This is a genomic window from Streptomyces sp. NPDC127097 (assembly GCF_042724075.1).
In the GTDB taxonomy this organism is placed as follows: domain Bacteria; phylum Actinomycetota; class Actinomycetes; order Streptomycetales; family Streptomycetaceae; genus Streptomyces.
The window spans coordinates 1-23,163 of sequence record NZ_JBHXFI010000047.1 but is presented as its reverse complement, the minus strand read 5'-3'; the positions used below and the strand labels follow the sequence as shown (position 1 = coordinate 23,163).

Annotated in this window: 18 protein-coding genes and 1 pseudogene; 9 read left to right on the top strand and 10 right to left on the bottom strand. The window is 72.2% G+C overall.

Going from position 1 to position 23,163, the window contains the following annotated elements; translation table 11 throughout:
- Positions 1-2: 2 nt before the first annotated feature.
- Together ACFWJW_RS28440 and ACFWJW_RS28435 are read right to left on the bottom strand one after the other, a co-directional pair.
- Entirely contained in the window at positions 3-1,004 is a 1,002-nt protein-coding gene (locus ACFWJW_RS28440; RefSeq protein WP_387246742.1) for an MASE1 domain-containing protein, read from the bottom strand.
- Between the two features lie 48 nt (positions 1,005-1,052).
- Entirely contained in the window at positions 1,053-1,871 is an 819-nt protein-coding gene (locus tag ACFWJW_RS28435; RefSeq protein ID WP_387246740.1) for a PP2C family protein-serine/threonine phosphatase, read from the bottom strand.
- A 214-nt stretch (positions 1,872-2,085) separates the two neighbouring features.
- Here ACFWJW_RS28435 and ACFWJW_RS28430 point away from each other — a divergent pair, with 214 nt between their 5' ends.
- From ACFWJW_RS28430 to ACFWJW_RS28420, 3 genes are all read left to right on the top strand, one after another.
- Positions 2,086-2,955 (top strand): alpha/beta fold hydrolase, encoded by an 870-nt coding sequence (locus ACFWJW_RS28430; RefSeq protein WP_387246738.1) that lies wholly within the window; start codon positions 2,086-2,088, stop codon positions 2,953-2,955.
- Between the two features lie 60 nt (positions 2,956-3,015).
- Positions 3,016-3,627 (top strand): TetR/AcrR family transcriptional regulator, encoded by a 612-nt coding sequence (locus ACFWJW_RS28425; RefSeq protein ID WP_387246736.1) that lies wholly within the window; start codon positions 3,016-3,018, stop codon positions 3,625-3,627.
- 225 nt (positions 3,628-3,852) lie between these two features.
- Positions 3,853-4,464 carry an ATP/GTP-binding protein gene (locus ACFWJW_RS28420; RefSeq protein WP_387246734.1) on the top strand — a complete coding sequence of 204 codons (612 nt, stop codon included), beginning with the start codon at positions 3,853-3,855 and terminating at the stop codon, positions 4,462-4,464.
- A gap of 65 nt (positions 4,465-4,529) precedes the next feature.
- On the opposite strand, the gene glpK is transcribed toward ACFWJW_RS28420, so the two are convergent.
- The 4 genes and pseudogenes from glpK to ACFWJW_RS28400 form a co-directional block, all read right to left on the bottom strand.
- Positions 4,530-6,059: a glycerol kinase GlpK gene (gene glpK / locus ACFWJW_RS28415; protein ID WP_387246732.1), complete on the bottom strand. Its 1,530-nt coding sequence runs from the start codon at positions 6,057-6,059 to the stop codon at positions 4,530-4,532.
- An 88-nt stretch (positions 6,060-6,147) separates the two neighbouring features.
- The gene (locus ACFWJW_RS28410) at positions 6,148-6,915 is read right to left on the bottom strand and encodes an MIP/aquaporin family protein (protein WP_387246730.1); all 768 of its coding nucleotides are present in this window, start codon (positions 6,913-6,915) and stop codon (positions 6,148-6,150) included.
- Positions 6,916-7,212: 297 nt separating this feature from the next.
- On the bottom strand, positions 7,213-8,391 hold the full coding sequence (locus ACFWJW_RS28405) for a lipid-transfer protein (protein WP_387246806.1): 1,179 nt from the start codon (positions 8,389-8,391) through the stop codon (positions 7,213-7,215).
- 237 nt (positions 8,392-8,628) lie between these two features.
- A pseudogene (locus ACFWJW_RS28400) lies at positions 8,629-9,063 on the bottom strand (Zn-ribbon domain-containing OB-fold protein); the annotation flags it as partial.
- 184 nt (positions 9,064-9,247) lie between these two features.
- On the opposite strand from ACFWJW_RS28400, the gene ACFWJW_RS28395 reads away from it, so the two are divergent.
- The 4 genes from ACFWJW_RS28395 to ACFWJW_RS28380 all read left to right on the top strand — a co-directional run bounded on the left by ACFWJW_RS28395 (position 9,248) and on the right by ACFWJW_RS28380 (position 13,350).
- Entirely contained in the window at positions 9,248-10,360 is a 1,113-nt protein-coding gene (locus ACFWJW_RS28395) for an ABC transporter ATP-binding protein (RefSeq protein ID WP_387246729.1), read from the top strand.
- Between the two features lie 113 nt (positions 10,361-10,473).
- Entirely contained in the window at positions 10,474-11,652 is a 1,179-nt protein-coding gene (locus ACFWJW_RS28390) for an ABC transporter substrate-binding protein (protein ID WP_387246727.1), read from the top strand.
- Between the two features lie 13 nt (positions 11,653-11,665).
- The gene (locus ACFWJW_RS28385) at positions 11,666-12,514 is read left to right on the top strand and encodes an ABC transporter permease (protein ID WP_387246725.1); all 849 of its coding nucleotides are present in this window, start codon (positions 11,666-11,668) and stop codon (positions 12,512-12,514) included.
- A 23-nt stretch (positions 12,515-12,537) separates the two neighbouring features.
- Positions 12,538-13,350: an ABC transporter permease gene (locus ACFWJW_RS28380; RefSeq protein WP_387246723.1), complete on the top strand. Its 813-nt coding sequence runs from the start codon at positions 12,538-12,540 to the stop codon at positions 13,348-13,350.
- Positions 13,351-13,645: 295 nt separating this feature from the next.
- Here the strand turns inward: ACFWJW_RS28380 and ACFWJW_RS28375 are convergent, their stop codons facing one another.
- Positions 13,646-14,452: a M15 family metallopeptidase gene (locus tag ACFWJW_RS28375; RefSeq protein WP_387246721.1), complete on the bottom strand. Its 807-nt coding sequence runs from the start codon at positions 14,450-14,452 to the stop codon at positions 13,646-13,648.
- A gap of 58 nt (positions 14,453-14,510) precedes the next feature.
- A complete protein-coding gene (locus ACFWJW_RS28370; RefSeq protein ID WP_387246719.1) occupies positions 14,511-16,907 on the bottom strand; it encodes a TIM-barrel domain-containing protein in 2,397 nt (798 codons plus the stop codon).
- A gap of 388 nt (positions 16,908-17,295) precedes the next feature.
- On the opposite strand from ACFWJW_RS28370, the gene ACFWJW_RS28365 reads away from it, so the two are divergent.
- Both ACFWJW_RS28365 and ACFWJW_RS28360 read left to right on the top strand, forming a co-directional pair.
- The gene (locus ACFWJW_RS28365; protein WP_387246717.1) at positions 17,296-19,326 is read left to right on the top strand and encodes an acetoacetate--CoA ligase; all 2,031 of its coding nucleotides are present in this window, start codon (positions 17,296-17,298) and stop codon (positions 19,324-19,326) included.
- A gap of 146 nt (positions 19,327-19,472) precedes the next feature.
- Positions 19,473-20,399: a hypothetical protein gene (locus tag ACFWJW_RS28360; RefSeq protein ID WP_387246715.1), complete on the top strand. Its 927-nt coding sequence runs from the start codon at positions 19,473-19,475 to the stop codon at positions 20,397-20,399.
- Positions 20,400-20,486: 87 nt separating this feature from the next.
- Here the strand turns inward: ACFWJW_RS28360 and ptsP are convergent, their stop codons facing one another.
- Together ptsP and ACFWJW_RS28350 are read right to left on the bottom strand one after the other, a co-directional pair.
- Entirely contained in the window at positions 20,487-22,157 is a 1,671-nt protein-coding gene (gene ptsP / locus ACFWJW_RS28355) for a phosphoenolpyruvate--protein phosphotransferase (protein WP_085928675.1), read from the bottom strand.
- Between the two features lie 76 nt (positions 22,158-22,233).
- Positions 22,234-22,683: a PTS glucose transporter subunit IIA gene (locus ACFWJW_RS28350; protein ID WP_018090628.1), complete on the bottom strand. Its 450-nt coding sequence runs from the start codon at positions 22,681-22,683 to the stop codon at positions 22,234-22,236.
- Positions 22,684-23,163 lie beyond the last annotated feature (480 nt).

Sequence of the window (23,163 nt, the reverse complement as noted above, 5' to 3'; positions counted from 1 at the left end):
GCTCAGCCGTCGTCGTCCGGTTTCTGCTGCCGCGGCGGCGGCCACTGCTCGACGACGGCGCCCGGATCCAGCCGGGAGATCGCCTCCGTCAGCTGGGCGCAGACCCGGCGGATCTCCTCATTCGTGTTGCGCCGTTCGGTGACGACCGCCGCGAGCAGCAGCGCGGTCAGCGCGGTGATCCCGTTGAACGCCTGGAGGGTGGCCATGTTCGTGAGCAGCTCGTGCTGGGCGAACGGCCCCCATGCCTCGGCTGCCGCGACGATCGCGATCGTCGAGACGAGCAGCGCACAGGGGGCGGCGCCCGCCCGCTGGAAGCGGAACGCGGCCCAGATCAGACACGGCGAGACGAGATAGAGCAGATTCACCGAACTGCTCACGGCCAGCAGGGTGACCGCGCAGGTGCAGACCGCCAGCAGCGCCGCCTCCAGCCACCGGAGCGGACGGATCCGGTGCCACCCCGGCCATCGGGCGGCGGCGAGGAGCAGCAGCACCGGCGTGATCACCAGCACGCCCATCGCGTCGCCGGTCCACCACACCGCCCACGTCGGCCAGAATTCCCCCGCCGGCAGCGCCCCGGAGAGCACCAGAGCGCCGCTGCCGGTGGTCGCGCTCACCAGCATCCCGGTCAGCGCGCCGAGGAACACCAGCGCGACGGCGTCCCGCAGCCGGTCCAGCTCGACGCGGAACCCCGCTCGGCGGAGCAGCCGGTAGGCGAGCAGCGGACCGAGGGTGTTGCCCGCGACGATCGCGAGCACCACGGCCGGCGACGGGCCCAGTGACACATTGACCAGGAAGGCGCCGAGCGCGATCCCCGGCCAGATACGCGGCCCGAGCAGCAGCAGCGCGGTCAGCGCGATACCGGTCGGCGGCCACAGCGGGGTGACCTGCCCGCGGACCAGTTCCTGGAGCAGCCCGAGCTCGGCGCTGCCGTAGTAGACGGCGGCGACACCGAGGATCCACGCGGCGGTGGCGCCATGACGCCCGAGCCACTCCGTGTGTCTCACCGGACCTCCACTCGTTGCCGTGCCGCCGCGCCGTCGCTAGGTATGTCGCTAGGTATAGGGACCGCCGCTGTGGCGGAGGACGAGCACGGCGGCGTCATCGCGGTGCCCGGTCAGATCGGCCACCGCGATCACCTCGCCGGCCAGCTCGTCGGCGTCCGCGTCGTACGCCGCGCCGACCAGGGCGGCCACCCGCGCCAGCCCCTTCTCGATCGGGTAGGTCGGCCCTTCCACCACCCCGTCGGTGATCAGCACGAACGCTCCCGTCCGGGACAGCCGGCGGCGGGTGACCGGGTACGCCGCGTCGGGAAAGAGGCCCAGCGGCAGGCCCCCCGGGTCCTGGAGCACCCGCGCGCCCTCGGCCGTGCCCCAGATCGCCGGTACATGTCCGGCGCGGGCGGCGGCGAGCTCCGCGGCGGCCGGGTCGAAACGCAGAAAGGTGCAGGTCGTCAGCAGATCGGAGCTCATCGACACCAGCAGGTCGTTGGCCCGGCTCAGCACGTCGCCGGGGTCGGTGGTGGCGCCCGCGATGGCGCGCAGCCCGGTGCGGACCATGCCCATGAAGGCGGCGGCCTCGACGTCATGGCCCTGGACGTCACCGATGGCGAAGCCGAGCGAGCCGTCCGGCAGCACAAAGGCGTCGTACCAGTCGCCCCCGATGTCCAGGCCCGTCTGGGCCGGTACGTACCGGGCCGCGGTCTGGAGGCCCGGCAGCCCCGGCAGCTCGGGCGGGAGCATGTGCCGCTGGAGTTCCACGGCCAGCGCCACCCGTGCCTGCTGGAGCTTGATCCGCGCCATCACCTGGCCGGTGAGGTGGCCGAGGCGGCGCAGCAGCTCGTCGGGCGGCGGGGTGGTGTGGCGTTGCTCCATCCAGCACTTCCGCTCCGGATCGGCCCCCCCGGTACGGCGACACGCTGCTGGGTTCAGATTACCGCCGATGGGTGGGGTCTTGACGGCCGAGCCGTGGCCCGGGGGAGGGGCGCCCGGCCCGCCCCGGCTACGAAGCGAGGGGTTTGTTGAGCAACGCTCAACGGCGCGGTACGGTGCCTATTGAGCAGCTGTCAACAGAAGGAGACCCGCCGCCATGGCCCCGGACGCGACCCCGGCACCCTTCGACCACCTGGAGATCCAGGTCGGCCCGCACACTTACGACGCCCTGGCCTGCGGGCCCACCGACGGAGAGTTCGTCCTGCTGCTGCACGGCTGGCCCGAATTCGCCGACTCCTGGAGCGCCGTGCTCCCCGCCCTGGGCGCGGCCGGCTACCGCGCCGTCGCCGTCGACCAGCGAGGCTACTCCCCGCGCGCCCGCCCGCCCCGGATCGCCGACTACGCGGTGCCCGAACTCGTCGCCGACGCCCTCGCCTTCGCCGATTCGCAGGGCGCCGACCGCTTCCACCTGGTCTCGCACGACTGGGGCGGCATGGTCGCCTGGGCGGTGGCCGGCGCCCACCCCGAGCGGCTGAAGTCCCTGACCGTGCTGGCCACTCCGCACCCCGACGCACTCAACCGCGCCGCCGCCGAGGACCCCACCCAGCACCACATGCTCGACTACGTCCGCTTCTTCCGCAGCGGCGAGGGCCCCGCGGAGGCCGCCCTGCTCGCCGACGACGCCGCCCGGCTGCGCGCCGCGTACGGCGGCAAGGTGCCCGCCGCCCTGGTGGACGACAACGTCCGCCGCCTCGCCGCGCCCGGCGCGCTCACCGCCACGCTGAACTGGTACCGCGCCCCCGAGTCGGTGATCTCGGTACCGGCCGGCCGGATCACCGTCCCCACCCTCTTCCTGTGGGGCAGCGAGGACGTCGCCCTGGGCCGTGGCGCGGCCGAGTCGACGGGGGAGTGGGTGGATGGCCCGTACCGCTTCGAAGCCCTGGAGGGGGCCAGCCACTGGCTGCCCGAAGAGGCCCCCGGCCTCGTCACACCGCCGATCCTTGAGCACCTCGGACAGTACGTCTGAGGCCGTGACGGGCCGGGACACCACGGCCGTCCCGGCCCTCCGCCGCCGTAAACTGCGGGCATGTCCGGCAAGCGAACCACCCGCCTCACGCCCGACCAGCGCAGGGAGCAGCTGGTCGGCATCGGTCTGGAGATGCTCGCCGACCGCTCCCTGGACGAGCTGTCCACCGACGAGGTCGCCCGCCGGGCCGGGATCTCCCGCGGACTGCTCTTCCACTACTTCGACTCCAAGCGCGACTTCTACCGCGCGGTGGTCCGCACCGCCTGCGACCGCTTCACCGCCGCGACGGAACCGGACGGCTCCCTGGAGCCGGTCGCCTGGATGCGGTCCTTCATCGCCGGCTTCGTGGCCTACGTCCTGGAACACCGTCAGGTGTATCTCGCCCTGGTACGGGGCGCCGCCGGCAGCCACCCCGCCGTCACCGACATCGTCGGCGCCACCCGCGAAACCCTCGCCCGCCGAGTACACGACGGCCAACGCCGCCTCGGCATGCCGGACGCCCCCCGGCTCGCCCTGGCATCCCGCGCCTGGATGGCCTTCGCCGAGGAAGCGGTCATCAACTGGCCCGCCGACGACCCCGGCGCCCAGGACGAACTCTGCGCCTTCATCGAATCCAGCTTCGTGAGCGTCCTGGGACTGCTGGACCGGCCGGGGGCCCTCACCCCGCGCTGACCGCCCGCGGCTCCACGCCCCGCCCCCAACCGCCGCCGCACCCACCGCCCATTTGGGCAGGTTGGCGACCTCTGACCCGCGGCGTCTCCCAAGCGTGACCCATCTCAAGTGGGCGCCGTGCTGAGCACGTTGTACCGTTCCCTTGCGCCTGCTGCCCCGTGCGCCGGGGCTCGGGATCAAGCGTGAGCTCCACCCGTATACACGGCAATTCAGGAGAAGAATCCCATGGCCTTCGGGCGTTCCGATCGCCGCCGACGGTCCGCCGCCGTCGAACCGGTGACGCTCAAGATCCTGGTCGCGGGCGGCTTCGGGGTCGGTAAGACCACCCTGGTCGGGGCCGTCAGCGAGATCAAACCACTGCGTACCGAGGAACGGCTCACCGAAGCGGGCCGGCCGATAGACGACCTCGACGGGGTGGAGGCCAAGACCACCACCACCGTCGCGATGGACTTCGGCCGGATCACCGTCAACGAGGAACTGGTCCTCTATCTCTTCGGCACCCCGGGCCAGGACCGCTTCTGGTTCCTGTGGGACGAGCTGGCGCGCGGGGCGCTCGGCGCGGTGGTGCTCGCCGACACCCGCCGGCTCGCGGACAGCTTCGCCGCGATCGACTACTTCGAGCGGCGCGGACTGCCCTTCACCGTCGCCGTCAACTGCTTCGACGGCGCCGACCGCTATCCGCCACAGGCCGTACGGGACGCCCTGGACCTGGACCCCCAGGTGCCGGTGATGCTGTGCGACGCCCGGCTCAAGGACTCCGCACGGGATGTGCTGATCTCCGTCGTCGAGCATGCGATGCGGACCGGCGCCCGCCGGCGGGAGCCCGCGCTGCCCTGACGAGCCGGAAAGTACGGCCGGTACCCGCCGTCCGGGCACCGGCCGTACGTCTTGGTCCCGCCGCGCTACGAGCCCGCCGAGCCGTCCTCGGCCAGCCAGCCGAAGCTGCGCTCCACGGCCTTGCGCCAGTTGGCGAACTCCCGGTCGCGGGCCGCCCCGTCCATCCGCGGCGTCCACTCCGTGTCCCGCTGCCAGTGGCTCCGCAGCTCGTCCAGGTCCTGCCAGACACCGGTCGCCAGCCCGGCCGCGTACGCCGCGCCCAGGCAGGTGGTCTCCGAGATCACCGGACGGATCACCGGCACCCCCAGCACATCCGCCTGATGCTGCATCAGCAGCTGGTTGGCGGTCATCCCGCCGTCGACCTTCAGCTGGGTGATCCGCACACCCGAGTCCTGGTACATGGCGTCCACCACCTCCCGGGTCTGCCAGCTGGTCGCCTCCAGGACGGCGCGGGCCAGATGCGCCTTGGTGACGAAGCCGGTCAGGCCCGTGATGACACCACGGGCGTCGGAGCGCCAATACGGTGCGAACAGACCGGAGAACGCCGGCACGACATACGCCCCGCCGTTGTCCGGGACGCTCGCCGCCAGCGCCTCGATCTCGTCGGCCGAGGCGATGAGGCCGAGTTGATCGCGGAACCACTGCACCAGGGCGCCGGTGATGGCGATGGACCCCTCCAGGCAGTAGACCGGCGCCTCCCCGCCGAGCTGGTAGCCCATGGTCGTCAGCAGCCCGTTCTTGGACGGGACCGGACGGTTGCCCGTGTTGAGCAGCAGGAACGAGCCGGTGCCGTAGGTGTTCTTGGCCTCGCCGACGCCGTAGCAGGTCTGGCCGAAGACGGCCGCCTGCTGGTCGCCGAGCGCGGACGCCACCGGCACCCCGTGCAGCTGCCCCACGGCCCTGCCGTACACCTCCGCCGACGACCTGATCTCCGGCAGGATCGCGGCCGGCACATTCATCGCCGAGAGGATCGCCGGATCCCACTGGAGCGTGGACAGGTTCATCAGCATCGTGCGGCCCGCGTTGGTCACATCCGTGACATGCACCCCGCCCTCGGTGCCGCCGGTCAGATTCCAGATCAGCCAGGAGTCGATGGTGCCGAAGGCGATCTCCCCGCGCTCGGCACGGGCCCGCAGCCCCGGCACCTCGTCCAGCAGCCAGGCCGCCTTCGGCCCGGAGAAGTAGCTGGCCAGCGGCAGTCCGGTGGCCTCCCGGAAGCGGTCCTGGCCGTCCGCGCCGCCCAGTTCCGCGCACAGCTGAGACGTACGGGTGTCCTGCCAGACGATCGCATGGTGCACCGGCCGGCCGGTGGCCCGGTCCCACAGGACCGTGGTCTCCCGCTGGTTGGTGATGCCCAGCGCACTGAGCTGGTCCGCGCGCAGCCCCGCCTTCGCGAGCGCGCCCGCCACCACCGCCTGCACCTTCGACCAGATCTCGGTGGCGTCATGCTCCACCCACCCCGGCTTGGGGAAGATCTGCCGGTGCTCGCGCTGGTCGACGGCGACGATCGCCCCGCCGTGGTCGAAGATGATGCAGCGGCTGGAGGTGGTGCCCTGGTCGATCGCGGCCACGTACTTCTCGGTGTGCTCCGTCATGCCGTGACGCCTCCTGAAGTCTGGTGAGTGGGTGCGGGGCCGGTCGCGGGGCGGGCCCGGTGGCCATGCCCCGGCCGCCCCGGCCGGGTCAGAACGCCGCGTTGAAGACCAGACCGGACAGCACCGCGCCGATCAGCGGACCGGCCACCGGGATCCAGGAGTAACTCCAGTCGGAGGAACCCTTGTTGGGGATCGGCAGCAGAGCGTGCACCAGACGCGGGCCGAGGTCCCGGGCGGGGTTGATGGCATAGCCGGTGGGCCCGCCCAGCGACAGCCCGATGCCGACGACCAGCAGCGCGACGAGCAGCACATTGATCCCCGAGCCGTAGATCCCCGCTTGCGCGCCCGGGACCTGGCCGATGCCGATGCCCTTGTTCTGGCCGAAGAACAGCAGCGGCAGCACCAGCCCGATGGTCGCGATGATCTCGGTCACCAGGTTGGCGGCCGGCTTGCGGATCTCCGGGGCGGTGGAGAAGATCCCCAGCGTCGGCTGGGCCTTGCCCTGCTCGGCGTTGGCGGCGAACTGCGCGTAATACAGCGCCCAGGCCAGTACGGCGCCGATCACCGCCCCGACCATCTGCGCCAGGACGTACAGCGGCACCTTCGACCACTCGGTACCGCCCGCGACCGCCGAGCCCACCGTCACCGCGGGGTTGAGATGCCCGCCGGACAGCGGCGCCGCGGTGTAGGCGCCGGCCAGTACGGCCATGCCCCAGCCGAAGGCGATCACGACCCAGCCGGCGTTCTTCGCCTTGGAATGGTGCAGGGTGACGGCGGCGCAGACGCCGGCGCCGAAGAGAATGAGTATCGCGGTGCCGATCACTTCACCGACGACTATGTCCCCATTGGAATACATGGCGGCTCCTTGTCCCTCGCCCGGGGACGTCCCCCCGGTCCTCCGTGCAGGGTGCGTGCCACCGGCGGGCAGCGGACAGCCGCTGCCACCCGGCCGGGGTGCCTGAGTACGGCGATGCCGACTGGCATCCGGAAGTGTTCACCGGTGGTGAGGGGGCGTCAAGGTCGCGTGCGCGGGAGGATGTTGAGGGGCTGAGGGTGGTGCCTGGGGTCGGGAGTGGTTATCGCCTGGTGGTGCGGGCCGTGCGGTGAGTGCGGTCGTGCTCGCCGCGTGGCCGTATGCACCGCCCGATCGCACTCACCGCACCGCGACCACCGCCGACCCGTGTCCGAACAGCCCCTGATTGGCGGTCACCCCCACCCGGGCACCCGGCACCTGACGCGCGCCCGCCTGCCCCCGCAACTGCCAGGTCAGCTCGCAGACCTGGGCGATGGCCTGGGCCGGCACCGCCTCGCCGAAGGAGGCCAGACCGCCGCTGGTGTTGACCGGCAGTCGCCCGCCCAGCGCCGTCGCACCGTCCCGCAGCAGCTTCGCGCCCTCACCGGCGCCGCACAGCCCCAGATCCTCGTACCACTCCAACTCCAGGGCGGTGGACAGGTCGTAGACCTCGGCCAGCGAGAGGTCCTCGGGGCCGATCCCGGCCTCCTCGTAGGCGGTGTGCGCGATCGACGCCCGGAAGCCGGTCTCCGGCTCCGGTACGGCGGCCGCGGAGTCGGTGGCGATGTCCGGCAGATCCAATACGGTCCGCGGATAGTGCGGGGTGGCGGTGGAGACCGCGCGGATCCGGACCGGGTCCGTGGCGCCGTGCCGGCGGGCGAAGTCCATGCTGGTGAGGACCAGTGCGGCGGCACCGTCGGAGGTGGCGCAGATGTCCAGCAGCCGCAGCGGATCGGCGACGACGGCGGACGCCGCGACCTCCTCCACGGTGACCGGCTTGCGGTAGCGGGCGTACGGATTGGCCGCGCCCGCCGCCGCGTTCTTCACCTTCACCCGCGCGAAATCGTCGGCCGTGTCGCCGTACCGCGCCATCCGGCGGTGCGCGTACAGCCCGAAGTACGCCGGGTTGGTGGCCCCCAGCATCCGGAACCGCAGCCAGTCCGGGTCGTCGGGCCGTTCGCCGCCCGCCGGGGTGAAGAACCCCTTGGGCGCGGCGTCGGCGCCCACCACCAGGGCCACGTCCGCCATCCCCGAAAGGATCTGTGCCCGTGCGGTGTTGATGGCCTGGGCGCCCGACGCGCAGGCCGCATAGACGCTGGTCACCCGGGCGCCCTGCCAGCCCAGCGCCTTGGCGAAGGTCGCCCCGGCCACATACCCGGGGTAGCCGCCGCGCACCGTGTCCGCCCCGACGACACTCTGCACGGCGGGCCAGTCGAGCCCGGCGTCCGCGAGGGCTTCCCGGGCCGCCTTCGTCCCGTACTCGACGAAGCTGCGCCCCCACTTGCCCCAGGGATGCATCCCGGCACCGAGCACGGCCACATCGCCACTCGCACTGCTTCCGCTCGCCGGTCCTGGGGCGGGGGGCGTTTGGGGCCGCCTAGGTACCCGCCGCCCACCCACGGCGTTAGTTTTTTCCCCGCCGCCCACCCCCCTTCGGGGGGTGGGCGGGTGTAGAGACGCGGTTACCGCTTCCGGCGCAGCGGGCACCGCCCCGGGCGTACCCGGCCCTCGCGACGCGGATACCGCCCCATCCCCGCCCCCGCCCCCACCCTCGCCCCCCGCCAGCCTCCACTGCCAGGTCGTCCACGTGTGTGCCTCGTCCTCGTACAGCACCCCCGGCACCAGCTCGACCTCCGTGCCCACGGTGAGATCCGCGGCGCGGACGCCGGGCGCGGCCTGCCCCAGGACCACCATCCGCTCCTCCGCCAGTTCCACCGCGACCAGGAGGTACGGCTCCCATACGGCGTCCGGGTCGGAGACGTAGGGGGCGGGCGGCCGATAGCGGGCATCGGTGTACGACCACACCGTGCCGCGCCGGGACAGCGGCACCTCCACCAGCTCGCCGCCGCCGCACGCGGGATTGCGGCAGAAGGTGTCCTCGCGGGGGAAGAACACCGCGCCGCAGGCCCGGCACCGCGTACCCAGCAGCCGGAAGTCCGCCGCGTCCTGATCGAACCACCCTGGCACCGCCGGCTTCCGCGTACGTGTCACGAACCCTCCCCAAGCGCAGACCGGGAGCTGCGGGCCGGCAACGGCGAGCAGGACGGCAGCGGACCGGCCGCCGGCCCTCCCGGAACCCAAGAACTGACGGAACGTCAGGAGTGTGGCACGGCATGGCCCGGCGCGGAACCCCGGTACAGTCCGGGCGGTCACGTCGTACATGAGGGGAGCGCCCGTGGCTGAAGCCGCCCGCCCTGACGCCCATACCGACGCCCATACCGACGCCCGCACCGACGCCCGGCCCGTCCGCACGGCCACCGCACCCGCCGTACGGCTCGCCGCCGTCCGCAAGGAGTTCGGCCCGGTGTGCGCCGTCGACCACGTCGAACTCACCATCCATCAGGGGGAGTTCTTCTCCCTCCTGGGCCCCTCCGGCTCCGGCAAGACCACCCTGCTGCGGCTGATCGCCGGCTTCGAGCGGCCCACCTCGGGCCGTATCGAACTCGCCGGCCGCGAGGTCACCGCACTCCCGGCCGCCCGGCGCGACGTGCACACCGTCTTCCAGGACTATGCGCTCTTCCCGCACATGACCGTCGAACAGAACGTCGCCTACGCGCTGACCGTCGCCGGGGTGCGCAAGTCCGAACGCCTCGCCCGCGCCCGCGAGGCCCTGCGCACCGTACGGCTCGACGACCACGGCCCGCGCCGCCCGGCCGAGCTCTCCGGCGGCCAGCGCCAGCGCGTCGCCCTGGCCCGCGCACTGATCGACGGCCCGGGACTGCTGCTGCTCGACGAGCCCCTCGGCGCGCTCGATCTCCAGCTGCGCCAGGAGATGCAGCGCGAACTGGCACGCATCCAGCGCGCCACCGGCGTCACCTTCCTGCTCGTCACCCATGACCAGGAGGAGGCGCTGACCCTCAGCGACCGCCTTGCCGTCCTCGACCGCGGCCGGATCGCGCAGACCGGCCCACCGCTGGAGATCTACGAGCGCCCGGCCACCGCGTTCGTCGCGGGATTCGTCGGCACCACCAACCTGCTGAGCGGCCCGGCCGCGGTCCGCGTCGTCGGCGCCCCGGGCACCTACAGCATCCGCCCCGAACGGATCCGGATCGCGGCTCCCGACGACCCGGACGGCACCCCGGGGCCGGGGGAGCGGAGCGTGCCCGGCAGGATCGCCGAGATCGTGCACACCGGCGCCCACCTCCGCTGCGTGGTCCGCCTCGACGGCGGCGACGACCGGCTCACCGCACTGCGGCTGAACTCCGCGCCGCTGCCGCCGTCGGTCCGTCCGGGCGCCGCCGTGCACCTGCTGTGGCGCGTCGACGACGCGTCGGCGGTGCCCGGCTGAACCGTCGCCCGGCACCGTACCGGCGGGCCGTCGGCGAGGCGCTCTGGTGGCAGATGGTCAGCTTCCGGATACTGGCTGTGCTCGACAGCCGTGTGCGACAGCGGGAGTTCACCATGCGCAACGCGAATCCGTGGAAGGCCGCTGTGGCGGCCGGGGTACTGCTGCTGGCCGTGGCCTGCGGCTCCGGTGGCGGGGGAACGGGCGGCGGGGGAGCCGCCGAGCGGAAGAGCGTCGGCAAGGGCGAGGGCCGGGTCGACCTCATCGCCTGGGCCGGATACGCCGAGGACGGCTCCAACGATCCCCGGGCCGACTGGGTGCACCCGTTCGAGAAGCAGACCGGCTGCAAGGTCAACACGAAGATCGCCGGGACCTCCGACGAGATGGTCTCGCTGATGAAGACGGGGCAGTACGACACCGTGTCCGCATCCGGCGACGCCACCCTGCGGCTGATCGCCGCGGGGGACGTGGCGCCGGTCAACACCCGTCTGGTCCCGAACTACCGCGACGTCTTCAGCGGCCTCAAGATGCGCCCGTTCAACTCGAAGAACGGGAAGATGTACGGCATTCCGCACGGCCGCGGCGCCAATCTGCTGATGTACCGCACCGACAAGGTCTCCCCGGCCCCCGACTCCTGGAAGGCCGTCTTCGGCGGCGCCCCGAAGTACTCGGGCAAGGTCACCGCCTACGACTCCCCGATCTACATCGCCGACGCCGCCCTCTACCTCATGAAGACCCGCCCCGCACTCGGCATCAAGGACCCCTACGCCCTGGACCGCGCCCAACTCGACGCCGCCGTGGCCCTGCTGAAGAAGCAGCGGCAGTACATCGGCGAATACTGGAGCGACTACCAGAAGGAGGTCACGGCCTTCAAGGGCGGCGACAGCGTCATCGGCACCACCTGGCAGGTCATCGCCAACACCGCCACCGCGCAGAAGGCCCCCGTCAAGGCCGTCCTCCCCAAGGAGGGGGCGACCGGCTGGTCCGACACCTGGATGGTCTCCGCCAAGGCCGCCCACCCCAACTGCGCCTACAAGTGGCTCAACTGGATCGTCTCACCGAAGGTGAACGCCCAGGTGGCCGAGTACTTCGGCGAGGCACCCGCCAACGCCAAGGCATGCCGGGAGACCGCCGACCCCCACCACTGCGCCGTCTACCACGCCGACGACGAGCCCTACTACCGCCGTGTCCACTTCTGGACCACCCCCGTCCCGCAGTGCCTCGACGGCCGCAAGAACGTCAAGTGCACCGACTACGCGCAATGGACGCGTGCCTGGACGGAGATCAAGGGCTGAGCCGGGGCAGCCGGTGTCCGTCACCGAACGCGAGCCGGGCGCGCGGGCCCGGCTCGCCGCACTCCTCGCCCCGCCCCTCCTCTGGCTGATCCTCGCCTACCTCGGTTCCCTCGGCGTCCTCCTCCTCTCGGCCTTCTGGACCACCGACCCCTTCACCTCGGACGTCGTGCACTCCTTCACCGCCGACAACTTCCGGGAGATCCTCACCGACCCCGTGTACCGCACCGTCGCCCTGCGCACGCTCGGCATCGCCGTCGCCGTCACGCTCCTCGACGCCCTGCTCGCGCTGCCCATGGCCTTCTTCATGGCGTGGGTGGCGACCGGCCGGCTGCGTCGTGCCCTGCTGGTGGCGGTGCTCACCCCGCTGTGGGCCGGCTACCTGGTCAAGGCGTACGCCTGGCGGGTGATGCTCGGCGAGCACGGCATCGTCAATGCGGCACTCGCCCCGCTGGGCCTGCACGGACCCGGTTACGGCACGACCGCCGTGGTGATCGTGCTGGCCTACCTCTGGCTGCCGTACATGATCCTCCCGCTCCACGCCGCCCTGGAGCGGCTGCCCGCCCACCACTTGGAGGCGTCCGCCGACCTCGGTGCGGGCAGCCTGCGCACGCTGCGCTCCGTGGTCGCCCCCGCCGTCCGCCCGGCGCTCTTGGCCGGTTCGGTCTTCACCTTCTCGCTCAGCCTCGGCGACTACCTCACCGTGCAGATCGTCGGCGGCCGCACCCAACTGCTGGGAAATGTCATCGCCTCCCAGGTCACCCTCGATCTGCCGCTCGCCGCGGCGCTCTCCGCGGTCCCCGTCGTCCTCGTCGTCTGTTACCTCGCCGCGGTCCGCCGGGCCGGCGCACTCGACTCGCTCTGACCAGTCCCGCAGGAGGCAGCCGGATGCATCTCACCCGCACCGCCTGCATCGTCCTCGGCTGCATCACGGCCGCCGGCCTGGCTCTGATCTACCTCCCGCTGCTCCTGGTCCTGCTCAACTCCCTCAACGCCGACCCCTCGTTCGCCTGGCCGCCCGGCGCGCTGACCGGGGAGTGGTGGCGGCGCGCCGTGCACAGCGCGGGCGCCCGCGACGCGCTGTGGACCTCGCTCCAGGCGGGCCTGTGGGCCACCGCCCTGGCCCTGGTCCTCGGCTCGCTCGCCGCCTTCGCCGTGCACCGTCACCGCTTCTTCGGCCGGCAGACCGTCTCGTTCCTGATCGTGCTGCCCCTCGCGCTGCCCGGCATCGTCACCGGCATCGCCCTCAACGCCGCGTTCCGCACCGTCCTGACGCCGCTGGGCATCGGCTTCGGCCTGTTCACGGTCGTCGTCGGCCATGCGACCTTCTGCGTCGTGATCGTCTTCAACAACGTCGCCGCGCGCCTCCGCCGGATCGGCCCGTCACTGGCACAGGCATCCGCCGACCTGGGCGCCCGTCCCTGGCAGACCCTGCGTCACGTCACCTTCCCGGCGCTGCGGCCCGCGCTGTTCGCCGGGGCCCTGCTGGCCTTCGCGCTCTCCTTCGACGAGGTCGTGGTGACCACCTTCACGGCGGGCGCGGGCACCCGGACCCTCCCGATCTGGATCTACGAGAACCTGGCCCGCCCGCACCAGGCCCCGGTCGTCAACGTGGTGGCCGCGCTGCTCATCGCGCTGTCCGTGCTCCCCGTCCAGGCGGCCCAGCGGCTCTCGTCGGACCCGGCCGGCGGCCGCCTCTGAGGGCACCGGCGAAACACCGGGGAATCAGCCGAACGGACGACTTCGCCGGCCCGCGTGAACCGGACGCGGCCGGCCCGCGTCCCTCACAGCAGGGTTCGGGGCACGGGCTCCACGGGGGTGATTCCGTGCCCCGGGCCACACCAGGGACGACACCCGTGGGCGCTGCCCGTGCACCACGGGCCGTGCACCACAGGCCCGCCCGGCCGGTCCCGCCGGTCAGGCCCCGGCCGGTCCCGCCGGCCAGTCCTGCCGACCGGTCCCGGCTATCGGGCCCCCTGGTAAGGCCCCCGCCCAGTCACCGCACGGGAAAATCGAAGTAGGTGTCCGGAAAGGTCTCCGGGGTGAAGGTGAAGTGCCACCACTCCTCCGGGAGATTCACGAAGCCGGCCCGCTCCAGCCCGTGCTTGAGCAGCAGCCGGTTCGCTCGCGGCCGCCCGTGGATGCGCGGGTCGAGGGTGTGCGCGAGCGTGTCGAAGCAGTCGAAGCCGGTCCCCATGTCGAGCGAGTTGTCCGGGAACCGTGCCGCCTGCGGCCCGTAACAGGACATCAGCGGCTCGCCCGGCACATACGGGCGGGTCGGCAGGGCCGGCAGCCGCACCAGCGTCACATCGAGCGTACTGCCCCTGCTGTGACCGGACTTGGCCGCGATATAGCCGTCGTCGAACAGCTTCGTCTTGTCCTCGCGCGGATAGAACTCGCCCTTCATCCGCTGGTCGCCGAGGTCCTTGGCCCACCGCACGAAGTGGTCCACGGCGCGTTGCGGCCGGTAGCAGTCGTACACCTTGAGTGACAGTCCGCGCCGGAGGAAGGAGCGCTGGGCCCGGTGCAGGGCCCGTGCGGCGTCCCGCGTCAGCAGGCACACCGGCCTGCGGTAGCCGTCCACCGGCACCCCCATGAAGTTGTGCGGGGTCGGGTAGCGCATCTCCTGGATGATCGTGGGATCCACCTCGCGCAGTGCGACGAACTCCTTCGGCATCCCGGACGACGACACCGGTCGGCGGGCTCCCCCGGCCCCCGCGACGGGCGACGGCACCACGGCGACGGTCAACAAGGCGGCGGCAGCGATGGCCACGCCGCGCAGTGCGGCAGCAAGTCTCGGCATGGCCCTCCGTCTACCAGCCGCGGCAGCCGGAGGGGAAGCCCCTGCGCACCCCCGGCCGTTACCCGTCCTCCAGCCCCCGCACCCGCAGCGGATACCCCACCGCGCCCCCGTCCCGCCGCTCCACGACCACCCGGCCGCCCGAGCGCCGCGAGGTGAAGCGCTCCACCGTCGGCCGCTGCCAGCCGTCCCCGGCGTCCGGCACCACCAGCCCGCTGCCCCCGCGCCCGGCGACCGGCGCCCACACCTCCAGCTCGGTCCCGCCGTCCGCCCCCGCCACCGGCAGCACCGCACCGGCCCGCGCCAGCACCGGGATCCGCGACAGCGGCGCCTCCACCCACACCTGCCCGGGACCGTCGTATGCCTGCCCGGTGGCGGTGTCGTACCACCGGCCGCGCGGCAGCCGCACCGGCCGCCGGGTCACCCCCGCCGCCAGCGCCGGCGCCACCAGCAGCGCATCCCCCAGCAGAAAGGCGTCCTCGCAGTCCCGTAGTGCCCGGTCCCGTGGCGCGCTCCACCACAGCGGCCGGACATACGGCGCCCCGGTCAGCCGCGCCAACTGCCCCAGCGTCCCGAAGTACGGCAGCAGCCGCTGCCGCTCACGCAGCGCCGTACGGGCATGGTCGAGTACCTCGCTCCCGTATTCCCAGGGCTCCCGCCGCCCGGCCCCGACTGCCGAATGCGTACGGAACAGCGGCAGATAGGCGCCCAGCTGGAACCACCGCAGATACAGCTCGGGGCACGGCACCCCGGAGTACCCCCCGATATCGGGACCGCTGTACGGGACCCCGCACAGCCCCAGCCCCAACACCAGCGACAGCGACGCCCGCAGCCCCGGCCAGCCGGTCGCCACATCGCCCGACCAGCTGCCGCCGTAGCGCTGCATCCCGGCCCAGCCCGAACGCGAGAAGAGGAATGGCCGCTCGGCCGGCCGCAGTTCACACAGCCCCTCGAAGCCGGCCCGGGCCATCGCCAGGCCGTAGATGTTGTGCGCCTCCCGGTGGTCGCCGCCCCGCCCCTCCAGCGCGTGCCGTGCCGAGCGCGGCAGGGTGCGTTCCCCGAACGCGGCGAAGGAGACCGGCTCGTTCATGTCGTGCCAGAACCCCGCGAAGCCCTGTGCCAGCCGCTCCGCGTACAGCGCACCCCACCACTTGCGCACCCGCGCATCGGTGAAGTCGGGGTACACCGACTCACCCGGCCACACCACCCCGCGCACCTCGCGCCCCCGCGCGTCCCGTACGAAGGCGTCCGCCGCCGCCCCGCCCTCGTACACCGCGTCCCCCGGCTCGGCTTTCACCGCCGGATCCACGATCGACACCAGCCGCACCCCGTCCGTGCGCAACTCCCGTGCCAGCCCCGGAAGGTCCGGATAGCGCTGCCGGTCGACCGTGAACACCCGGTGCCGGTCGTAATGGTCGATGTCCAAATGGACGGCGGACAGCGGAAGTTCCCGCTCCTGGTAGCCGGCCACCACCCGGCGCACCTCCGTCTCCCCGCCGAAGCCCCAACGGGCGTGCTGATACCCCAGCGCCCACTGTGGCGGCAGCGCGGGCGCACCGGTCAGCGCCGTCCAGACCTGAAGCACCCGGGCCGGGGAGCCGGCCAGCACCCAGTAGCGCAGCGGCCCGCCGTCCATCCGTAGTTCACAGGTGCCCGGCCGGTCGTGCCCCGAGCCCGCGCCCTCCGCGCCCTCGCGCAGCGTGACCCGGCCGTCCCACGAATTGTCGTGAAAGACCAGATGCGTACCGGCATCCGCCACCACCAGCTGCACCGGCATCGTCAGCGACAGCGGATCGTCGCCCGGCCCGAACGTGCCGCCCGGATCGGTGTTCCACAGCCGGTACGCCCCGTCCCGCAGCCGCGGCCCGTGCGCCCGGCCGCCCAGCCCGAAGAACCGGGCATCGGCCGCCACCTCCGAGCGCTGCACCCAGCGCGAACCGCCACCCCCCTCTGGCCGCCCGGCGCGCTCCTCCGCCCCCTCGCCATCCGTCCGGTCCCACCAGCGCGGCGGCAACTCCCGCCGCAGCACCGCCCCGCCGGGCGTCCGCACCTCCACCGCGCCGTGCCGGGACACCACCACCAGCACCCGCTCGGAGACCACCCGCCAGCCGCCCTCCGTATCGGGCTCCAGCAGCGCCCGGGTATCCACTTCGGGACACGCCCCGGCCAGCGCGTACGACGGTTCCGGCTCGGCACCGTCCCAGCCGCAGAACACCGCACCGCCCGCGGCCACCCGCACCCGCAGCGACGACCGTGCGAAATGGATCATCCCGCCGCCCGGTTGCGGCTCCGCCCTCAGCGCCGCCCCCGGGACCCGCGCCCGCTCCGCGCCGTGCCCCGGCAGCGCCCGTGCATCCGCTCTCCGCGCCCGCCACGCCGAGCGCACGGACCGCAGCCCCTGCGCCGGTCCGACCGCCCTGATCATCCGTACCGACCGCACCAGATCCCGCCCGTCCATGCCGGTCAGCCTGCCATTGACGGGCGGGTGCAGGGGCACCGTTCAACTGCCGTTCACCTGCGCGGGGTCACGCTCGGCCACCCTCAGGCCCAAGACGTGTCCGCAAAGTCCCGCCGTCCCCTGGAGGACCGGGCTCCCGGCGTCCGCCCCAGGGCAGGCTCCTCAATGGCCGAATCCTGCCGGGAGCCCGGCGCCCGCCTCGCGCTCACACGGCGGCACCACATCCGCCACCCCCCGAATGTGGGGAATCCACCCTGGTGCACAAGTCGATCACATGGCATCGTCCAGGCAAGCCGTGTCACGCGCACACGCCCACCCACTGGGCCGGGGGACCCCCACCGCTGCGCGCGGCCGACGCCCACCACGCGTATCGCCCGGGAGCCGCATGATGACCACCGCACCGCAGTCCGCCCACCAGCCGGAACCGCTCTGGCAACCAGGCCCGGACCGCATCGCCGGCGCACAGGTCACCCGCTTCCACACCTGGGCGGCCGCGCACCACGGCGCACCCGCCCCCACCCCCGGCGACCCCGCACGGAGCTACGCCGACCTGCACCACTGGTCCGTCCGCGAGCTCCCCGCCTTCTGGCAGGCCACCGCGGAGTGGTTCGACATCCGCTTCGCCACCCCGTACGAGACCGTCCTCGCCGACCGCACGATGCCCGGCGCCCGCTGGTTCCCCGGCGCCACCCTCAACTACGCCGAGCACGCCCTGCGCGCCGCCGAGGACCCGGCCCGCGCCGACGCGCCCGCGCTGCTGTACGTCGACGAGACCCATGAGCCGACCTCCGTCACCTGGACGGAGCTGCGCGCCCAGGTCGGCTCGCTGGCCGCCGAACTCCGCCGCCTCGGCGTCCGCCCCGGCGACCGCGTCAGCGCTTACGTCCCCAACATCCCGCAGGCCGTCGTCGCGCTCCTCGCCAGCGCCGCGGTCGGCGCCGTATGGACCTCCTGCGCCCCCGACTTCGGCGCCCGCAGCGTGCTGGACCGCTTCCAGCAGATCGAGCCGGTCGTGCTGTTCACCGTCGACGGCTACCACTACGGCGGCAAGGAACACGACCGCCGCGACACCGTCGCCGAACTCCGCAACGAACTCCCCACCCTGCGCGCCGTCGTCCACATCCCGCTGCTCGGCACCCCCGCCCCCGAAGGCGCCGTGAACTGGTCGGACCTGACCTCGAACGACACCGAACCGGTCTTCGAACAGGTCCCCTTCGACCACCCGCTGTGGGTCCTGTACTCCTCCGGCACCACCGGCCTGCCCAAGGCCATCGTCCAGTCCCAGGGCGGCATCCTGCTGGAACACCTCAAGCAGACCGGTCTGCACTGCGACCTCGGCCCCGACGACCGGTTCTTCTGGTACACCTCCACCGGCTGGATGATGTGGAACTTCCTCGTCGCCGGCCTGCTGGTGGGCTCCACGATCGTGCTCTACGACGGCAGCCCCGGCCACCCCGACATCTCGGCCCAGTGGCGGGTCGCCGAAACCACCCGCGCCACCGTCTTCGGTACCTCGGCCGCCTACGTCATGGCCTGTCGCAAGGCAGGCATCCACCCGGCCCGCGACCTCGACCTCTCCGCCATCACCTGCGTCGCGACGACCGGCTCCCCGCTCCCGCCGGACGGTTTCCGCTGGCTGCACGACTGCTTCGCGGAGGGCGGCACCGACCTGTGGACCGCCTCCGTCAGCGGCGGCACCGACGTCTGTAGCTGCTTCGCCGGCGCCGTCCCCACCCTCCCCGTCCACATCGGCGAACTCCAGGCCGCCTGCCTCGGCACCGACCTCCAGGCATGGGACCCGCAGGGCAAACCGGTCATCGACGAGGTCGGCGAACTCGTCGTCACCAACCCCATGCCGTCCATGCCCACCCGCTTCTGGAACGACCCCGACGGCACCCGCTACCACGACAGCTACTTCGACATGTACCCCGGAGTCTGGCGGCACGGCGACTGGATCACCGTCACCCCCCGCGGCAGCGTCGTCATCCACGGCCGCTCCGACTCCACCCTCAACCGCCAGGGCGTCCGGATGGGCTCCGCCGACATCTACGAAGCGGTCGAACGGCTCCCCGAGATCCGCGAGTCCCTCGTCATCGGCCTGGAACTCCCCGACGGCGGCTACTGGATGCCGCTCTTCGTCCACCTCGCCCCCGGCGCCACCCTCGACGACGCCCTCCGCGACCGCATCAAGCGCACCATCCGCGAACAGCTCTCCCCGCGGCACGTCCCCGACGACATCATCGAAGCCCCCGGCGTCCCGCACACCCTCACCGGCAAGCGCATCGAGGTCCCGGTCAAGCGCCTCCTCCAGGGCACCCCCCTCGACAAGGCCGTCAACCCCGGCTCCGTCGACAACCTCGAACTGCTCCGGTTCTACGAGAACGTGGCCCGCGACCGCGCCACCGACCGCACGCAGTAGGCCCGCCCGGCGCCGGACCGCCGAAGGCCCGCGCGGCCTCCGGTCCGGCGCCCGACCGCATTGTCAGACCCCTCGATTACTCTCGGTGACAAGTGGTGTCCGGCCGGCCCACGCTCAGCGCCGGACGCATCTCACCAGGGGGAGTCATGACATCCACAGCCAAGTACACCGACCAGTCCGCCCGCCGCAAGCTCCGCCGCGAAGTCCCCAGCGCCGCCGCCGTCCTGGCCGACGAGCAGGACTTCCGCGCCATGAGCCGCTACCGCACCTTCCCGTTCGACGACCACCGCAGCTACCTCCAGCAGATGGAGAACCTGCTGCGCACCCTCGCCTCCCAGGGCGTGCTCACGACCCTCAGCCTCTTCGACCCGGTCGCCTACGAGAAATACTGCGCCGACCTCGCCCTCGACCCCGACCGCTCCGACAGCCGCAGCCGCTACACCGCCGAAGTCGCCCGCACCGGCGCGACATTGACCTACCAGGGCGAACCCCTGAACCGGTTGCTCCCGCTGCTCGTCGAAGAAGCCGACCGCCAGGCGACCTGGGACCACGCCTCCGCCGTCCTGGCCCGCGCCGGCGACTGCCCGGAGTGCGGCGAAGACCTCGCCCACGCCGCGTTCGCCCGCGCCACCCAGGCCCTCCAACAGCTCCTCGAAGCCCTCGGCAGCGGCACCCACCACCTCGTCTGCTCCGTCGCCGCCGGAGACCCGTCCCTGCTGGCCGTGCTGCATGCCACCGCCCAGGAGGGAGCCCGCCGCCGGCTCGCCGAATCGGACACCCTCGTCTTCTGCACGGTCCTCGCCGCCGGCTTCGCCCTGCGTACCCCCGGCGGCATCGTCTCCCGCACCACCACCGGCCCCGGCTGTCACGACACCACCGGCGACCCCGCCAAGGACACGGTCCGCGGCTGGTCCTTCCGCGACTCCTGGCCCCGCGCCCTCAGCGCCGCCGAGGTCTTCACCGCCTACTGCACCGACGCCGACACCGGCGAGCCGATCCCACCCGAGCACGGTGTCGACTACGCCCCCGGCCTTCCCCTCACACCCCCACCCGACCCCCATCACCACGGCTGACCGCCCGTACACAGCAGCATGGCCGCCCCGCCACAAAGGGCGGGACGGCCATCAGCACTCCTGAGCGACGCACCGCGCCGCGCGAGGTCACTCCCCGGAGAGCACCGCCTGCGCGGCGGCCCGCGCATCGTCGGCGGTGTCCGCGGCCCGCGCCGCGGCCGCCGCCCGCTCACACTGCGCCAGCGTGTGCTTCGACAGCGTCGAGCGCACATACGGAATCGACGCCGCACCCATCGAAAGGCTGGTGACCCCGAGCCCCGTCAGCACACACGCCAACAGCGGATCGGAGGCCGCCTCACCACACACCCCGCAGCTCTTGCCCTCGGCCTTCGCGGCCTCGGCGGACGCCGCCACGAGGTCCAGCAGCGCCGGCTGCCAGGGGTCCTGAAGCCGCGACACGGCCCCGACCTGACGGTCGGCGGCAAAGGTGTACTGCGCCAGGTCATTGGTCCCCAGCGAAAGGAACTCGACCTCTTGCAGAATCGACCGCGCCCGCAGCGCCGCGGACGGAATCTCCACCATCGCCCCGAACTTCGCCCGGAGCCCGGCCTCCCGGCAGGCATCCGCGAACGCCTTGGCGTCGATCCGGTCCGCCACCATCGGCGCCATGACCTCGAGGTAGACCGGCAGCCCCTCGGCCGCCTTCGCCAGCGCCGTCAGCTGGGTACGCAGCACGTCGGGGTGGTCGAGCAGCGTCCGCAGACCCCGCACACCCAGCGCAGGGTTCGGCTCATCGGCCGGCGTCAGGAAGTCCAGCGGCTTGTCGGCACCGGCGTCGAGGACCCGCACCACGACCCGCCCCTCGGGGAAGGCTTCCAGCACCTTGCGGTACGCATCGACCTGCTTCTCCTCGGACGGCGCATTCTTGCTGTCGTCCAGGAAGAGGAACTCGGTACGGAACAGCCCGACACCCTCGGCCCCGGCCTCGACCGCCGCGGCCACATCACCGGGCCCGCCGACATTCGCCAGCAGCGGCACCTTGTGCCCGTCGGAGGTGGCACCCGGACCGGACGACGCCGCCAGCGCCGCCTTCCGCTCCGCCGCGGCCTGCTCCAGCGCCGCCCGCTTCTCGGCATCCGGCTCGACGAAGACCTCGCCCGTGCTGCCGTCGACGGCGATGACCGTGCCCTCGACAAGCTCACCCGCACCGGGCAGCGCCACGATGGCCGGCACCCCCAGCGCCCGCGCGAGAATCGCGCTGTGGCTGGTCGGTCCGCCCTCCTCGGTCACGAACCCGAGCACCAGCGTCGGGTCGAGCAGCGCGGTGTCGGCCGGCGCCAGATCCCGCGCGATCAGCACATACGGCTCGTCACTGTCCGGCACACCCGGCATCGGCACGCCCAGCAGCCGCGCGACGATCCGGTTCCGCACGTCATCGAGGTCGGCCACCCGGCCCGCGAGGTACTCACCGGCACCCGCCAGCAGCGCCCGGTAGGCGGCGAACGCGTCATACACACCGCGCTCGGCCGTGCTGCCCACGGCGATCCGCCGCTCGACGTCCGCCATCAGCTCGGGGTCCTGCGCCATCATGGCCTGTGCCTCCAGCACGGCCTGCGCCTCACCACCCGCCAGGTTTCCCCGCGCCATCAGATCAGCAGCGACAGCCTCCACGGCCTGACGGGCACGCCCCTGTTCGCGCTCCGCCTCGTCCGCCGGAATCTGCTTGGCCGGCGGCTCGAGAACCGCCGTACCCATGTGCCGCACCTCGCCGATCGCCACACCGTGGCTGACGCCGACGCCTCGCAGCGTTGTCTCCATTGCACCCGTCTCCGGTTGATGCGACGGCCGTGACCGCCGCGATGGATGTCGTACCTGCCGTGGGACCGAGCCCCGGCTACTGCCAGGAGAAGAGCTGGTCGCCCGCCTTGACGTCGCCGTCCTCACGCACCTCGCCGAGCGAGTCCGCAGTGGCCTCCAGCGCGACGACCGGGCACACCGGCGACTTCCCGGCCTGCTCCACAGCGGCCGGGTTCCAGCGCACGACCTCCTGGCCGCGGGTCACGGTGTCGCCCTTGTTCACGAGCAGCTCGAAGCCCTCACCATTGAGCTGCACGGTGTCGATACCGAGATGGGTGAGCACACCGTGCCCCTCGGAGTCGACGACGACGAACGCGTGCGGGTGCAGCGATACGAGGACACCGTCCACGGGCGAAACAGCGGCGGACGGCTCACGCACCGGATCGATGGCGGTACCGGGACCCACCATCGCTCCGGAGAACACCGGGTCGGGCACAGCCGCGAGTCCGATGGCGCGTCCGGCAAGAGGGGACGTCACGGTGGTCATGGGAAGCCTCCCAGGGGTGGAGATTCATCAGGCCGCCGTCACTACCTGTCCTGGACGGCGCACCGTTCAGAAGCGTAAGTCATAAGAACTGACGGTTCCGCATGAGAGACGCCGGTTGCCGTCCGCGAGTCCCGCTGAATCGATTTGCCTCGCCCACACCAGAGCTGTACTGTCTGACACCTGCCCCGGACAGCCAGGACGCAATGAACTGCGTCCGGTTGAGGTGGGCAGCACTCCTAGCGTCTTGATCGCGACTCAAGAATTGCGCTTTCTGCATGCGTGCAGAAAAGCAGCGGTTCGAAAGCGGGAAAAGGACCTGATAGAGTGTGAAACACCGAAGGGAAGCGCCCGGAGAGCCCGGTACTGAGTCAAATCAGAACCGATAAGGCACAAAGGAAGCGTCCGTTCCTTGAGAACTCAACAGCGTGCCAAAAGTCAACGCCAGATATGTTGATACCCCGTCCACCGGAAACATTCCGG